Source organism: Flavobacterium sp. GNP011 (assembly GCF_056428925.1).
Window position 1 is genome coordinate 22460 of the sequence record NZ_JBWJVJ010000016.1, and the last position, 16120, is coordinate 38579.

The 16120-nt window shown below is 32.7% G+C and carries 16 protein-coding genes; 4 read left to right on the forward strand and 12 right to left on the reverse strand.

Features of this window, described 5'->3' with window-relative positions; genetic code table 11:
* Positions 1 to 30: 30 nt before the first annotated feature.
* From miaA to AC061E_RS12815, 6 genes are all read right to left on the reverse strand, one after another.
* The gene (gene miaA / locus AC061E_RS12790; RefSeq protein ID WP_478286586.1) at positions 31 to 948 is read right to left on the reverse strand and encodes a tRNA (adenosine(37)-N6)-dimethylallyltransferase MiaA; all 918 of its coding nucleotides are present in this window, start codon (positions 946 to 948) and stop codon (positions 31 to 33) included.
* A gap of 219 nt (positions 949 to 1167) precedes the next feature.
* A complete protein-coding gene (locus AC061E_RS12795; protein ID WP_478286587.1) occupies positions 1168 to 2529 on the reverse strand; it encodes an exonuclease domain-containing protein in 1362 nt (453 codons plus the stop codon).
* A 67-nt stretch (positions 2530 to 2596) separates the two neighbouring features.
* Entirely contained in the window at positions 2597 to 3259 is a 663-nt protein-coding gene (locus tag AC061E_RS12800; protein ID WP_478286588.1) for a YggS family pyridoxal phosphate-dependent enzyme, read from the reverse strand.
* A gap of 23 nt (positions 3260 to 3282) precedes the next feature.
* Entirely contained in the window at positions 3283 to 4503 is a 1221-nt protein-coding gene (locus AC061E_RS12805) for a DUF1015 domain-containing protein (protein ID WP_478286589.1), read from the reverse strand.
* An 82-nt stretch (positions 4504 to 4585) separates the two neighbouring features.
* On the reverse strand, positions 4586 to 5473 hold the full coding sequence (locus tag AC061E_RS12810) for a 3-hydroxyacyl-CoA dehydrogenase family protein (protein WP_478286590.1): 888 nt from the start codon (positions 5471 to 5473) through the stop codon (positions 4586 to 4588).
* A gap of 81 nt (positions 5474 to 5554) precedes the next feature.
* Complete coding sequence (locus AC061E_RS12815; RefSeq protein WP_478286591.1) at positions 5555 to 6520, reverse strand: Gfo/Idh/MocA family protein; 966 nt, start codon at positions 6518 to 6520, stop codon at positions 5555 to 5557.
* Positions 6521 to 6664: 144 nt separating this feature from the next.
* Here AC061E_RS12815 and AC061E_RS12820 point away from each other — a divergent pair, with 144 nt between their 5' ends.
* Positions 6665 to 7306: a protein-L-isoaspartate(D-aspartate) O-methyltransferase gene (locus tag AC061E_RS12820; RefSeq protein ID WP_478286592.1), complete on the forward strand. Its 642-nt coding sequence runs from the start codon at positions 6665 to 6667 to the stop codon at positions 7304 to 7306.
* Between the two features lie 190 nt (positions 7307 to 7496).
* Here AC061E_RS12820 and smpB read toward each other — a convergent pair whose 3' ends face one another.
* Both smpB and AC061E_RS12830 read right to left on the reverse strand, forming a co-directional pair.
* Positions 7497 to 7949, reverse strand: a complete 453-nt coding sequence (gene smpB, locus AC061E_RS12825) for an SsrA-binding protein SmpB (protein WP_086454511.1) — start codon at positions 7947 to 7949, stop codon at positions 7497 to 7499.
* Between the two features lie 37 nt (positions 7950 to 7986).
* The gene (locus tag AC061E_RS12830; protein WP_478286593.1) at positions 7987 to 8472 is read right to left on the reverse strand and encodes a histidine phosphatase family protein; all 486 of its coding nucleotides are present in this window, start codon (positions 8470 to 8472) and stop codon (positions 7987 to 7989) included.
* Positions 8473 to 8530: 58 nt separating this feature from the next.
* On the opposite strand from AC061E_RS12830, the gene AC061E_RS12835 reads away from it, so the two are divergent.
* A complete protein-coding gene (locus AC061E_RS12835; protein ID WP_478286594.1) occupies positions 8531 to 8755 on the forward strand; it encodes a VF530 family protein in 225 nt (74 codons plus the stop codon).
* Here AC061E_RS12835 and AC061E_RS12840 read toward each other — a convergent pair.
* The 3 genes from AC061E_RS12840 to AC061E_RS12850 all read right to left on the reverse strand — a co-directional run bounded on the left by AC061E_RS12840 (position 8752) and on the right by AC061E_RS12850 (position 10823).
* The gene (locus AC061E_RS12840) at positions 8752 to 9303 is read right to left on the reverse strand and encodes a DUF3575 domain-containing protein (RefSeq protein WP_478286595.1); all 552 of its coding nucleotides are present in this window, start codon (positions 9301 to 9303) and stop codon (positions 8752 to 8754) included. The two genes, AC061E_RS12835 and AC061E_RS12840, sit on opposite strands and share 4 nt — an antisense overlap.
* Positions 9304 to 9410: 107 nt before the next feature.
* Positions 9411 to 9962, reverse strand: coding sequence for a GNAT family N-acetyltransferase (locus AC061E_RS12845; protein WP_478286596.1), 552 nt, complete (start codon positions 9960 to 9962; stop codon positions 9411 to 9413).
* 9 nt (positions 9963 to 9971) lie between these two features.
* The gene (locus AC061E_RS12850; protein WP_478286597.1) at positions 9972 to 10823 is read right to left on the reverse strand and encodes an aldose 1-epimerase family protein; all 852 of its coding nucleotides are present in this window, start codon (positions 10821 to 10823) and stop codon (positions 9972 to 9974) included.
* 155 nt (positions 10824 to 10978) lie between these two features.
* On the opposite strand from AC061E_RS12850, the gene AC061E_RS12855 reads away from it, so the two are divergent.
* Complete coding sequence (locus tag AC061E_RS12855; protein ID WP_478286598.1) at positions 10979 to 13246, forward strand: M1 family metallopeptidase; 2268 nt, start codon at positions 10979 to 10981, stop codon at positions 13244 to 13246.
* Between the two features lie 74 nt (positions 13247 to 13320).
* On the opposite strand, the gene AC061E_RS12860 is transcribed toward AC061E_RS12855, so the two are convergent.
* Complete coding sequence (locus AC061E_RS12860) at positions 13321 to 14361, reverse strand: agmatine deiminase family protein (protein WP_478286599.1); 1041 nt, start codon at positions 14359 to 14361, stop codon at positions 13321 to 13323.
* 175 nt (positions 14362 to 14536) lie between these two features.
* Between AC061E_RS12860 and AC061E_RS12865 the strand changes: the two genes are divergently transcribed.
* On the forward strand, positions 14537 to 16063 hold the full coding sequence (locus tag AC061E_RS12865) for a choice-of-anchor I family protein (protein ID WP_478286600.1): 1527 nt from the start codon (positions 14537 to 14539) through the stop codon (positions 16061 to 16063).
* Positions 16064 to 16120 lie beyond the last annotated feature (57 nt).

Here is a 16120-nt window from a genome sequence, read left to right on the forward strand (position 1 = left end):
TATTTAAGTGTGAATTATGATTTTAATGAATTATTTATATTGCTTAATGTAATCGATAATAGTTGTATATGGTGTTTCAAAATCAAACCATTTGGTGTTTTCATTTCTTTTAAACCAGGTTAATTGACGTTTAGAAAATCGTCTTGTATTTTTCTTTATTTCTTCGATGGCAAATTCTAATGAAAATTCTTTGTCAAAAAAACTAAATAACTCTCTGTATCCAACAGTTTGTAAAGCGTTTAATTCTTTGTTTTGATATAAATTTTTGGCCTCGTTTAGTAAGCCTTCGTTCATCATGATGTCAACACGCTGATTGATTCGGTTATAGATTATTTTCCGATCAGCTTCCAAACCAATTAAAATAGGAGTGAAGTTTCGATTGTTTTTTTTCTGGTTTAAAAAAGAGGAATACGGTTTTCCCGTTCCTAAGCATACTTCTACAAAACGCATCATGCGCTGCGGGTTTTGCAAGGTTTGTGGATTATCTGATGTTAATGTTTTGTAATACGTAGGATCTAAAATTTCTAGTTTTTGTTGCAAATATCCAATTCCTAGTTTTTCATAATTGGTAGTTATATCTGTACGAACTGTTGAATCAATTTCAGGAAATTCATCAAAGCCTTTTAGAATGGCATCAACATATAAACCAGAACCGCCAACTAAAATGGCGTAATCATTATCTTGAAATAGTTCGTTAAGTTTAGCAAGGGCTTCTTTTTCGAAATCGCCAACGGTATAATTTTCAAAAATAGATTTATTTTGAATAAAATGGTGTTTGGCTGCTGCTAATTCAGCTAGGCTTGGAACGGCGGTGCCAATGGTCATTTCTTTAAAAAATTGCCGGCTATCACAGGAGATAATTTCGCAATTAAAGTGGCTTGCCAAGACAATGCTCAAGGAAGTTTTTCCGATAGCTGTAGGACCGACGATAGTGATTAAGTATTTCATATTTTTTAGCCCAGATGGCAACGTAAACCCCGCAGGGATTGAAGTTCGTTTTTCTTGGTGTAAAAGAGCGACCGCAGGAAGCTCCTTTTATGCCTTAGAAAAACAACTGAAGTCACGAGGAGTTGCAGTGTACAGCTGGAATTGCTCCTTATTGTTAAAATCAAATGTTATAAATGTTATTTATTTTTTTAATAATGTTTTGTGAGTTTCACTGTTGTCTTACAAATGGATAATTTTTAACGTTTTATTTTTTCGGATATGGCCTTGAATAATATTCTTAACATCCCGATTATTTTGCATTGGGATAATGATGTTTCTTAGGATTTCTATATTGTTTATTTGATAGTTTAGATCATAAAAAGCATACCCTTTGTAAATTCCGTTTTCTATCAAAACCGCTGAGCGTTCGCTTATGGTTCGGCCTTTGTCAATTAAAATCATGTTTTGATTTTCAAAACTGTTTTTGTCAATAAAAGCTTGAACTCTAGCGTTGTATTCCTCTGGAGTTACATTGCCTATGCAAGCGCCATCACATTCTTTTATGGTGTATTGAAAGCAGTTTGTTTTACTAGCGTACAAGCCCGTTAGTTTTTGGCATAAATTGTAATGAGATGTGATTCTAAACAAAGCATTTTTACCTTCTTGGATAGAAGTGAAAGACGTGATTTCTTTTTTACGGCCATCGGCTTTTTGAAGTTTTAAATTCAAATAGCCTTTTTCATCTTTCTCAGCATAGAGCGCAAGTTGAAAAATACTTTTGCGTTGCGCTCTGTTATAGATGGGTTTGTTGATTTTTATTTCTTCGCTTTCTTTTAAAAGTGCAATTAACTCACTACCCGTTTCTTCATAAGTTACGGTGTAAACTTCGGCTTGAATTTTTTTGCATTTGTTGGTAGTGCCTGTAAAATGCTGGTTGATTCTTTTCTTTATGTTTCGGCTTTTGCCAATGTAAATGAGATTTCCTTTTTCGTTATGTATGTAGTATACACCAGTTTTTGCTTGTAAACTTGACACAATGTCTAATAGTTTTGGTGCAATTCCTTTTTGAACTTCTAGTTTGATAAAATCTTTAACAATTTCTTTTTCTAAATCTTTTTCTAAAAGGATTTTAAACAATTTTACGGTAGCCAATGCGTCTCCGCTGGCACGATGCCTGTCGGCCATTGGAATGCCAAGTGCTCGCACTAATTTTCCTAAACTATGTGAGGGTTGTTCTGGTAATAATTTTTGTGATAGGGCTACAGTACATAGTGTTTTGGCTTCAAAATCATAGCCCAATCTGCGAAACTCTGTTCTCAAGATTCTATAATCAAAAGAAGCATTATGAGCCACAATCACACACCCATCAGTTATTTCAATGATGCGTTTGGCTACCTCAAAAAATTTGGGAGCTGATGTGAGCATGGCATTATTGATACCGGTAAGTTTTACAACAAACGGTTGAATGGGAATTTCAGGATTTACCAAGCTGATGAATTGATCCACTATTTCATGTCCATCAAATTTATAAATGGCAATTTCAGTGATTCCTTCTTCGTTAAATTGCCCCCCAGTGGTTTCTATGTCGAGTATTGCGTACAAAATAAGTATTCAGTGTTCAGTTTTTAGTATTCAGTTTCTAACAGCATTATCGACTTTGAAATTGAAATTAATTTCTTCCCCCAAAGATACTACTTCCTATTCTAACCATGGTACTGCCGCATTCAATTGCAAGTTGATAGTCGCCGGACATTCCCATTGAGAGGCTCTTTAGTGGGCAGTTTTCAATTTCTAAATTTTTAGTTTTGTCAAAAATTGTTTTCAATTGCGTGAATTCTTTCTTGATTTGATCTTTATTATCAGTGAAAGTAGCCATTCCCATTAATCCAACGATTTGAATGTTTTTCAATTCTTCAAACTCATTTGATGCTAGGAGGGAAGCAAGTTCGTCCTGATCAAGACCAAATTTAGTTTCTTCCTCGGCAATGTAAATTTGCAATAAACAATCTATAATTCGTTTATTTTTTAACGCTTGTTTGTTGATTTCTTGTAATAGTTTAAGGCTGTCTACGCCATGAATCAAACTTACAAATGGTGCCATAAACTTTACTTTATTCGTTTGAACATGACCTATCATGTGCCACTCGATATCTTTGGGCATTTCTTCCCATTTATCAGCCATTTCCTGGATTTTGTTTTCTCCAAAAATGCGTTGACCAGCTTCATAAGCTTCCATCAAATCCGAAACCGGTTTGGTCTTTGAAACTGCAACTAAGTTTACATGTTCAGGTAAAGAAGTTTTAATTCCAAGTAAATTTGTAGCTATTGACATGATGAATTCGTGATTTTTATAAATTAAAGTTCATAAACTACTAATCCACTTCTGAATTTTGGTTCTATGTACGTACTTTTTGGAGGCATGATTAAATTAGCATCGGCCAATGCTTTAATTTCCCCTATGTTTGAAGGAAATAATATAAATCCGATTTCAAATTCGCCTTGATCTATTTTATTTTTTACTTCTAATACGGATTGTTTTCCAGAAAGGTATTCAATTCGTTCGTCATTTCGTAAATCTTCAATACCTAAAATGGGTAATAAAACTTCTTTGTATAAAATTTGAGTATCTAAACTGTCTAAAGCAGAATGGAATACTTCCTTTTCTTTACGAAGTACTAAACTATAAAATTCATTATCAAGATACATCCCAAAGTGATGTTTTTGAGAGGGTTGAAAAGGTTGTTGTAATTTATTTTCAATACTGAAATTCTTTTGCAACGCAATCATAAACTCTTCCTTAGTCAAACCATTTAAATCTTTTACAAGACGATTAAATTCGTAAATTTTTACGTTGTTTTCAGAAATTAAGTAGCTTAATATATGATTCTTAGACGTGTTTTGAGTATCGGTATTTTCCTCAGATAATAATTTTAAAGCTTCGGTACGATGATGTCCATCTGCGATATATAAACTCTCTGTTTTTTCAAAAATATTTTGAATCCAATTGATTTCAAGTGGATCTTCTATCTTCCATAAATAATGAATTTCTTTTTTTGTAGTCGAAAATTCAAAATCGGCTAATTTTTGAGTGCAATTAAAAATCCAGTTTTCAATGGTTTTGTTGTCAGGATAAGTCATCAAAACGGGTTCTGTATTAAACTCTGAATATCGCATGTATTCTTTGAGCAATCGAACTCTAAATGCTATGATATCTTCGTGTTTTTTGATGATTTCATTGCAATAATCAGCAACACTTGTACCCGCGATGATCCCAATAAACGATTGTGTTTTAGTAACAATCTTATGGATGTAAATTGCTGGTTTTTTATCTTTTACAAGAATGATTTCGTTTTTGAACTCTTGGTATTTTTGATGAACTTGCTTGTATCTTTTTTCAAATGAAACAGTTTCTTGATTGGTATAAGCAGGTTTTAAAATGTGTAAAAACGAAAGTGGATTAAAATCCAGTTGTGCTGCTAATTCAGCATTTACATATTCTTCATAAGATCTACAGGTTACAAGGCATACTTTGTCTCGGGTAGGTCTTACTGCTTTAAAAGGAACTATTTTGGCCATAATTAAGTTAAAAGTCAAAATTTAAAAGTCAAAAGTTAAAAGAAGTGGACTTTAAGACTTTTGACTTTTAAATTTTATGACATTAAATAAATTGTTTAGAAATCTTTTCTGCTTTTTTACTTTCTGAATAATCGTAGAAACCTTCACCTGATTTTATTCCCAGTTTTCCTGCTCGAACCATATTTACTAATAATGGACATGGAGCATATTTTGGATTTTTGAACCCATCATACATTACGTTTAAAATGGCTAAACATACATCTAAACCTATAAAATCAGCAAGTTGTAAAGGTCCCATGGGTTGACCCATTCCTAGTTTCATAACCGTGTCAATTTCATAAACACCAGCAACTTTGTTGTACAAGGTTTCAATTGCTTCATTAATCATTGGCATTAAAATTCTATTGGCTACAAAACCCGGATAATCATTTACTTCAACAGCTGTTTTTCCTAATTTTTCAGAAAGACTCATGATGGTTTTTGTTACTTCATCTGAAGTGTTGTATCCACGAATAATCTCTACTAATTTCATAATAGGCACCGGATTCATAAAATGCATGCCTATGACACGCTCTGGGTGTGCAACAACCGCACCTATTTGAGTGATAGAAATAGACGATGTATTTGTGGCTAAGATGGTATCGTGAGAACAAAGTTTGTTCAATTTTTCAAAAATGCTCAATTTTAGAGCCACATTTTCGGTGGCAGCTTCAACAACTAAATCAACGCCTACAACACCATCTTCGATATCATTGTAAGTAATAATGTTAGTTATTGTTTTTGTTTTGTCTTCTTCGGTGATAGTACCTTTAGCAATCATTCGATCTAAATTAGCAGCAATAGTTGCCATTCCTTTATCTAAAGATTGTTCAGAAACATCAATTAATTTCACGGTAAAACCACTTTGTGCAAAGGTATGTGCAATACCATTACCCATTGTTCCTGCTCCGATTACGGCTATTGTTTTCATATTTTGAGTTTAAAGTTTAAAAGTTTAAAGTTTAAAGTTATTTTGAGTAACTGAAAACCTTAAACTTTAAAGTAATTTTATTTATTTCTTAAAACAATCAATAATTTGATAGGCAACTCGTAATGCTTCAGTTGCTTGATCTAATGTCACTATTGGAGTTGTATTGTTGTTGATTGAATCTGCAAACGATTCTAACTCATCCAGAATGGCGTTGTTTTGCTCAACTTCGGGATTGGAGAAGTAGATCTGTTTTTTAACACCTTCAGCATTTTGTAAAATCATATCAAAGTCGCCAGGAACTTCCGGAGCATCTTTCATTTTAACCACTTCACATTTTTTCTCTAAGAAATCAACTGAGATGTAAGCGTCCTTTTGAAAGAAACGAGATTTGCGCATGTTCTTCATCGAAATTCGGCTAGCTGTCAAGTTGGCTACGCAACCATTTTCAAATTCAATTCTGGCATTTGCAATATCAGGGGTGTCACTTATCACAGAAACGCCGCTGGCACTAATATTCTTCACTTTTGATTTAACTACACTTAAAATAGCGTCAATATCATGAATCATCAAATCTAGGACCACTGGGACATCAGTTCCTCGAGGATTAAATTCAGCCAAACGATGCGCTTCAATAAACATGGGATTTTCAATCATGTTTTTAGTAGCTATGAATGCAGGATTGAAGCGTTCAACATGACCTACTTGACCTTTGACATTGTATTCATTTGCCAAAGCGATAATTTCTTCTGCTTCCTCTATTGTGTTTGAAATAGGTTTTTCAATAAAAACATGTTTACCTGATTTGATAGCTACTTTTGCACATTTGTAATGAGAAAGTGTTGGGGTAACAATATCAATTACATCTACAGCATGAATAAGAGTTGCAATAGTACTAAAATGTTTGTATCCAAACTCTTTTGATATCTTTTCAGCATTCTCTTGATTTGGGTCATAAAACCCCACCAATTCATATTTGTCAGATTGTTGTAATAAACGCAAATGTATTTTTCCTAGGTGACCAGCACCTAATACTCCAATTTTTAGCATAAGGGTGTATTTTTTACAAAAATAGCAATTAAATGATTAATCTATTGTTGAATTAAGACAAATTGTGCGCTAAATTATTATTTAAAAACCAATATTTGATTTCAGTTTTTCTTTTCTATTTTTACAGAAATAAAAATTTAAATTTTGAAAGATACAGCCAAACATCAAGGACTTCGGAATCAATTAGTAAGCGTTTTAGAGCAAAAAGGGATCACCGATAAAAATGTTTTGGATGCCATAAAAAAGATACCACGTCACTTATTTTTGGATTCAAGCTTTGAAGATTATGCTTATCAAGATAAGGCTTTTCCTATTGGAGCAGGGCAAACTATTTCACAACCGTACACCGTTGCTTTTCAATCCCAATTATTAGAAGTAAAAAAGGAAGATAAAATATTAGAAATTGGAACAGGATCGGGATATCAAACAGCAGTTTTATGTACCATGGGCGCTAAAGTTTATAGTGTAGAACGCCAAAATGAATTGTTTAAAAAAACTACAAATTTATTTCCTAAACTCAATATTCGTCCTAAACACACTTCGTTTGGTGATGGCTACAAAGGGTTGCCTAATTACGCTCCATTCGACAGCATTATTGTTACGGCTGGTGCGCCAATTATTCCTAAACCGTTGATGGCGCAATTAAAAATAGGAGGAAGGCTAGTAATTCCACTTGGTGAAGACGTGCAAATTATGACCTTGCTGATTCGAATTAATGAAACTCAATTTGAAAAGCACGAATTTGGAGAATTTAGATTTGTTCCCTTATTAGAAGACAAGAATTAAAACAAAAAAAATCATCTTCAGCGCTTTATTACAAAAGAGTTGAAGATGATTTTTTTTTTTTTTTTTGGCTTAGCCCAAAAAGATTTGTTTTTAATGGTTTGGAATAGAAAATAAGATATTTTAATCTGCTTAGCTATTGTGATTTTTCATCAAAATAGCCTTTACCAAAAACAAAAAAAATCATTTTAATTTAAAATGATTTTTTTATGCGTTCTAAGTCTCGTTTTGTATCCTGTTCTTTTAAAGATTCTCGTTTGTCATAAGTTTTCTTTCCTTTACAAAGTCCTATTTGAAGTTTTGCCATTCCTTTTTCATTTGTAAATAATTTAAGAGGAACTATTGTTAAGCCTTTAGCCTGAACACTTTTAGATAAACTTTTAAGTTCTTTTTTATTTAAGAGTAATTTACGTTCGCTACGGGCTTTGTGGTTGAATTGATTCCCAAAAGAGTATTCCTCAATGTAGGTGTTTATGGCAAACAATTCAAGATTACTGAATTCACAAAAACTTTCTGTAATATTGGCTTTACCTAAACGAATTGATTTAATCTCAGTACCAGCCAAAACGATTCCAGCCGTAAATGTTTCGATAATTTCATAATCGAATTTGGCTCTTTTATTGTAAATATTAATTGTTTTTAACATGGTGCAAAGGTAGCAAAATTAAAATATCAAGCAATGTTTATGGCAATTTCAATAAATGGTAACTTATGGTATCACCAGTAATTGTAATTACATACAAGTTCCCAAAAACCGTATCTTCAATATCAGGAAACAAATTGTATTTGATAACTTGGTTTACAAACTTGGGTATTGAATTGCTGTGTCCTACAATCAATACTTTTTTATTTAGAGTTTCATTTTTGAAATTTTCAATATTTAAATCTTTAAGATCGTACAGTTTAGTTTTTATATTTTTAGCTGTAGGTGTAGGTGCTGCAGTTTGTGTGGTTCTTTTAAAATCGGTGCTGTAAATTTCGTCAAAATGAACATCTGCAAAAATAGCATTCCATTGATTGGCTCTTTTTAATCCAATTTCTGATAAATCAGGATTTTTGGAATCATCTACTTTTTCGGCATGTCTGATAAAATAATAGGTAGTAACATTTTGTTGCGCTAAACAAATATTAAAAAACAGTAGGGTAAGGATGAGTAGGTTTTTTTTCATGGTTAGATTTTTTAGGGGGTTAATAAATCATAAATTTTAGAATGTATATATTTGTACAATGGAAAAATTAAAATCAAACGACCCGCTACACGGAATCACAATTCAGCAAATTGTAGAAAAACTTGTCAGTCATTATGGATTTGACACCTTAAGTGAACTGATTAAAATTAAATGTTTTTCAAGTAATCCAAGCATTAAATCCAGTTTGACTTTTTTAAGAAAAACAGATTGGGCTCGTAAACAAGTTGAAGATTTATATGTTAAAAGTATATATAAATTTTAATTTATTTTGTAAGAAATCATTACACCACCTCTGTAAGGAAGTGATTCTCCACTTTTGTTGTAATTTTTTACGTTTTCATAGCGTTGTCCTGTGGTTAAGTCATATCCTTTGTAAAAACCTTGATGCCAACCACCACCTAGGAAACAGTCAATCATAAATTTTTCATTTACTTTTACTTGATATCCTATAGTTGCACCAGCAAAATAACCAAACCCCTTTTCGTATAAATTAGTGTTTAAATAGTTCCACTTTTGGAAATTAAAAATAGTAGCTCCTATATGCGCGCCTGCATAAAACCCATTGTATTTTTCTTTGAAATGGTATCTATATTCAGGAGTAAAGGTGTAAAATTCTCTGGGTTTACCGTTTACTGATTTCCAAAAAGAGGCCAAAGCATCAAAATGAAAAGTTGATTTCTTACCTATGCTCGTTTCAATACCTACATTTGGTATCGTTAAAATCGTTGTAAAAGCATTTACTTTAACATAAGTTTGAGCAGAAAGGGTAGCACTAGAAATTAAAATTATAAGAACAATTAATTTTTTCATAAAAAAGGTCGGTAGGATAATGTTTTAAAGAGGAATTTTTCATCAACAAAAGTAACAGTAATTTTCAAAAATCATAGTAAAATTTGTTGATTTTAAGTTTATGAAAATTATGATTTGTTGATTAGGGAGTAAATAGCTGAATCTAAAAATCGGCCCTCGTAAAATTCATAATCTTTAAAATGAGCTTCCTTTACAAAATTATTATTTTCTAAAACTTTTGCTGATGCAAGATTTTCTGGAGCTATAACCGCTTCTATTGAATGTAGTTTTAAGTCGTTAAACCCATAATCCACTGTAGCCTTGATAGCCTCGGTTATTATTCCATTTCTTTGATAATCAGTAAGTAGCATATATCCAATTTCGGCTCGATAATGTTCTGGTTTAATGCGATAATGACCAATAATCCCGATAAGTTTTGGGTTGTCCTTTAAAGTTATAGCCCAGTTTATACCTTCATTAGCTTCAATTTTTTGATCAATCATAGCAATATGCTCTAAAGCTTCTTCGTCTGTATTTAACAATGGACGAGGGATATACTGCATTGTTTCTGGATTAGATCGTAACATTAAAATTTCTTTTACATCTCCTGCGTTTACTCTTCTTAAAAGTAAACGTTCGGTTTCAAGATTTGGAAATGGTGTGAAATTGATGGTCAACATAGAATTTTTTTAAAGAATTTTGATAGTAAATATGGATTGAAAGGTTGCGTTTGGTTCTAAAATTTGAATCCCCTCTTTTAGTAGTAAATCTCCGGCGCTCTCTAGTACATCAGAATATCCAAACCAAGGTTCAATACAAATAAATGGAGCTGATTTTTTTGTCCAAATTCCTAAACTTGGAAAATCCTCATATTCAACTTTTAAAAGCGGCTTTTTGTTTTCTAAAATAGTGAGTTTTTTAGATTGTATTGTTTTGAAAATTAAGGCATCAAGTTCGAATAAATCATATTTTAATTTTATTTTTTTATTTGTTAGTTTCATTTTTTTTGTCTCATTTGAAACTAAATCATTTTTCAACAAATGATATTCTAGAGGCTCCTCTTGATCAAATTCAATTTCATATTCTTCAAACTTTAAAGGTAAAGCAAATGCTGGATGTGCCCCAATAGAAAAGGGCATAGCTCTGTTTCCAAAGTTTTTAACCATATAGGAAATTGATAAATTTGTTTCTTCAAGAGTGTAAATGATTTGCAATTGGAAATCAAAAGGATAATTTTTTAATGTATCATTGGTGCGTGATAATGAAAAAATAGCTCTCTCATCATTTGCTTCAATAACTTCAAAGTCCATGTCTCTTGCAAAACCATGACGGGTTAAATTATAATCATTATTCTCATAATGAAAAGAATTGTTTTTTAAAGTTCCTACTATTGGGAATAAAATAGGGGAATGTTTGCCCCAGAATTCGGGATTACCATTCCACATGTATTCCCTTGTATTGCTGCTTTTAAGAGAAATGAGTTCTGCACCATGATGATGTATTGCTGCAGTTAGTTTATTGTTTTTTAAAATTGTAGTCAAAATAATTTTGTTTTACTGAGATACTCTAAATTTACCGTAAATATATTCAATATTTAATCACAAGATGTTTTTTTCTCAAAGTGCTAAAATTCTTAATCTTTTTATACGCATAATTCTCTTTTTTTTCATTAATTTGTAAACAAAATCAATTAACTATGAAGAAAATCAATCTTGGATTTTTTGTACATGCGAGCTTATTATTTATTGGAATAATAAATTTGAATGCACAGCAAACTCCTGAAAACACTGCTAATACAGTATCAAAGTACAACTATCACGATGCTTTTGGACCTCATTTTTACACTAAAAATGGAAACGCAACACGTTCAGCAAGTGGTCAACCAGGGTCAGAATATTGGCAAAATAGTGCTAGTTACAAACTAACAGCTAAACTTGACGAGAAAAACAATGAAATTTCAGGATCTGGAATTATAACGTACACCAACAATAGTCCTGATAAATTAGGATTTGTTTGGATGAATTTAGATCAAAATCTTTTTAAAGCTGATTCTCGTGGAAGTGCAATAGTACCATTATCAGGTAGTAGAAATGGTGCGCAAGGTCAAGTTTTTGACGGAGGTCACAAAATAAAATCAGTATCTGTAATTAGTACTAATAAAGGTGTAGCTACAGAAACACCTGCAAAATATTTGATTTCAGATACTAGAATGCAAGTTTTTTTGCCTCAAGCGCTGAATGCTAAAGGAGGTTCTACAAAAATTAAAATAGACTTTTCATTTATTGCTCCTTATGAAGGATCGGATAGAATGGGAGTTCTTGAAACTAAAAATGGAAAAATATTTACCATGGCGCAATGGTATCCTCGTATGTGTGTATATGATGATGTCCGTGGATGGAACGTGAATCCTTATTTAGGTGCATCTGAATTCTATTTAGAGTATGGTGATTTTGATGTAAGTATTACAGCACCTTCAAATCATATTGTGGTTGCATCTGGTGAATTGGTAAATCCTACAGCAGTATATTCAGCAGTGGAGCAAAGTAGGTTAGCACAAGCGAAGCAAAGTGATAAAACGGTATTTATTAGAACTGCCGATGAAGTTGCTAATACTTCAAAATCAGTATCAAGTACTACAAAAACTTGGAATTTTAAAATAAATAATTCGCGTGATTTTTCTTGGTCATCATCAGCCTCTTTTATTTTAGATGCTGCCAAAATCAATTTGCCAAGTGGGAAAAAATCGTTAGCTATGTCCGTTTATCCAGTTGAGAGTGCAGGTGATGCAGCTTGGGGTAGATCTACAGAATATACAAAAGCATCTATAGAGAACTATTCTAAAAGATGGTTTGAGTACCCTTATCCTGCAGCTGTAAATGTTGCTGGAAATGAAGGTGGAATGGAGTATCCTGGAATTGTTTTTTGTAGCTGGGAATCAAAAGGAGCTGATTTATGGGGTGTTACAGATCATGAGTTTGGTCACATTTGGTTTCCTATGATTGTAGGATCTAATGAACGATTGTTTGCATGGATGGACGAAGGTTTTAATACTTTTATCAATTCATTAAGTTCTGTTGATTTTAATAATGGAGAATATAAAGAGCCAAAAGCGGATTTACAGCAAAGAGCAGAAATGTATACAAGTCCTTTTTTGGAAACAATAATGAGTTCACCAGATAACATGAAGGAGCGTAACATTGGTCTTTTGGCGTATTCTAAACCTAGTGCAGGTTTAGTGATTTTAAGAGAGCAAGTTTTAGGACCTGAGCGTTTTGATTTAGCATTGAAAACATATGTTGAACGTTGGGCTTTTAAACATCCACAGCCAGATGATTTTTTTAGAACAATTGAAAATGTTGCTGGAGAAGATTTGAGTTGGTTCTGGAGAGGTTGGTTTCAATACAATTGGCGCTTAGATCAAGGTGTAAATTCAATAAAATATGTAAAAAATGATCCTAGTAAAGGAGTTATCATTACTATTGAGAACTTCGAAAAAATGGTTATGCCTGTATCTCTTGACGTGAAAACTAAAAGTGGAAAAATCACAAGAATAAAGTTACCAGTTGAAGTGTGGCAAAAAAATAAATCTTGGTCGTTTAAACATAATTCTACTGAAGAAATTGAAAGCATCACATTGGATCCGGATCATGCATTTCCAGATTCTAATACAGCCAATAATGTATGGACTGCTGACAAAGGTTTGCTTGAAAAAGATGTAATTCTGGATGGTTATTTGGGGATTTTTTCAACTCAAATGGCTCCTTTAAAAATCACTTTTTCTGAAAAAAATGGAGCTCTTACTACGTTGATTACAAATTATCCTTCTTTTTCTGTGGAGAACATTGGAAAAAATGCTTTTGAATCAAAACAAGCAGGACTTAAGTTTGAATTCAACGAAAGTTTAAATGGTTTTGATATGACTGTTCCAGGTGGTCAAAAAATTCCTTTTACCAGAGATAAATAATTTTTGGTTACCCATAAGGAAGCTTTTGTCATAAAAAAAAGACTTGTAATTTTTACAAGTCTTTTTTTATTTCTTTATTCAGGTATTTGCTGGCTTAAACAATGCAGGGTTCCAAAACCCCAAATAAAATCAGTTGCGCTGATGCCGATAATTTCTCTATCGGGAAAACATTCTGCTAGTATGTTTAAAACTTTGCGGTCGTTACTATCATTAAAAGTAGGTACTAAAACACATTGGTTTAAAATCAAAAAATTAGCATAGCTCGCAGGTAATCGCAAACCGTCAAATTCTAATTTCTTCGGCATTGGCAAGGCTACAATAATTGGAGATTTTCCATTTTCAAGTTTTGCATTTTGTAAACGTTTTAAATTGTCTTGAAGCGGCTGATAATTTTTATCAAGCGGATCGTTTTCTACAATAGTAACAATAGTATCTTCGTTAACAAATCGACACAAATCATCAATATGTCCATGAGTATCATCGCCTTCAATTCCGTCGCCTAACCAAATCACATTGGTTACACCAAGATATTCCTTGAAAACGGCTTCGTAATCTTCTTTTGTAAAGCCTGCATTTCGAACCTGTATGTCTGGGTGCATTAAACATTCCTCGGATGTTAATAAGGTTCCACGTCCGTTTACATCGATGGCACCACCTTCAACAATCACCGGTTTTCCTTTGTACATGACTTGAGTTACAGGAATATTTAGAAATTCGCCCACTTTTGCAGGAACAAATTTATCTAATTGTATGTTTTTGTATTTGGCCCAGCCATTAAAATTAAAATTCAAAGCTTCTCTTTCGGTTCCGTTCTTTATAATGATTGGTCCAGAATCACGCATCCAACTTCTATTGGTTTTATGAATGATGTACGAAACATTTGCTAGTTCAACATGAGCTGTTTCCAGCATGGTGTTTACTTTTGTTTTTTGGTTTTCATCAGCCACAACCAAAAAAACAGTTTCAAAAGTTGCTACTTTTTTAATAAATTCTACAAAAGCCCATTGAACTGCTTCATATTTTCCAGGCCAATCTTTCCCATTATGAGGGAAACACAGTAGCATTCCTTGTTGTTTTTCCCATTCGGCTGGAAAACGCCTAGTATTTGTAGTCATATTATATACGTTTATCAAAGGTGCAAATATAATGATTCAGACTCACTTAAAAAACGAGCAAACATTGCAATTTTTTAAAACTGCGTTTTCATTTATAGTATTAAGGTAATGATTAAATAATATTGTGTTAATTATAGTTGATTTGTTCATTTCTATTTTTGGTAAAAAATAATTTATGAAAAAATACAGTATTTCACTTCTAGCTGCAATTTTGATTTTGTCTAGTTGTACTAAAGAGGATAATTCAAGCAACGATCAAGAAACTATTGTGAATGAAAATCCTGCTTCATTTAAAGAAATTGGAAGTCTTACAATAGGAGGAACAGGTGCTGCTGAAATTAGTGCATATGACGAAGTATCTAAGAAATTATTTACTGTCAACAATAGCAATACGAATAGAATTGATGTAATTGATTTGTCAAATCCAACGAGTCCAAAATTTGTAACCAGTATTGATTTGACACCTTATAATGGAGCCTCAAATAGCGTTGCTACCTTTAATGGTAAATTAGCTGTAGCCTTAGAGGCAAAACCGAATAAGCAAGATGCTGGTAAAGTTTTGGTTTTTGATACCACTACATACGCTCTTATTAAAGAAATTACGGTTGGTGCATTACCTGATATGATTACATTTTCTCCTGATGGAAATTTTATCATGACTGCCAATGAAGGCGAGCCAAATGACACTTACTCGATTGACCCGGAGGGTTCAGTATCTATAATTGCGGTAAATAATAATTATGCAGTTACAACTTTAAATTTTGCAGGTTTTGCAAACCAGTTAAATACGCTCAAGGCAAAAGGTTTTAGAATTGCTAGCGTAACTAATAATTTCGCATCAGATGTTGAACCAGAATACATTACTATATCTGCTGATTCTAAAACAGCTTGGGTAACTTTACAAGAAAACAATGGCGTTGCTAAAATTGATTTGAGTAGCAAAACGATTACGAATATTTTTCCTTTGGGTCTAAAAGACTATAACCTTGCTGACAATGCAATTGATGTTAGTGATAAAGATGGAGGGATATTTATGAAACCTTGGAAAATAAAAGGAATGTATCAACCAGATGCAATAAGTAGTTTTGAAGTAAATAAAATATCTTATTTTGTAACTGCAAATGAAGGTGATGCTAGAGAATATAGCGCTTTTGTTGATGTAAAAAGAGTAGGTAGTTCATCAGTAATTCTTGATCCTGTAGCGTTTCCAGATGCTACAGCACTAAAAGCGGAGTCTAGTCTAGGAAGATTAAATATCAATACTAAAATGGGAGATACTGATGGCGATGGCGATTTTGATGAGCTAGTATCGTTTGGGTCGAGGTCGTTTTCAATCTGGAATGGTACAACTGGTGATTTAGTTTATGATAGTAAAAATGAATTGGATAAAAAATCACATGAATTAGGTTTTTATGATGACGGCAGAAGTGATGATAAAGGGGCTGAGCCAGAATCTGTAGTAGTTACAAAAATGGGAACTAAAACAATACTTTTTGTAGGTCTTGAACGCGCCGATGCTGTAATGATTTATGATATCTCAAATCCTGCTGCACCAAAACTAATGCAAACTATAAAAACGGGTGATGCTCCTGAGGGTCTACTATATATTCCTGCTTCAAAAAGTCCAACAAAAAGAAGTTTGCTTGTGGTAAGTAGTGAAGGTGACGGAAGTGTGAAAGTTTTCCAGCCAGATTTGAACTAAAAAGTACTCTCGAAATAAAAAAATCCCTGCTTGAATAAAGAATTCAGCAGGGATTTT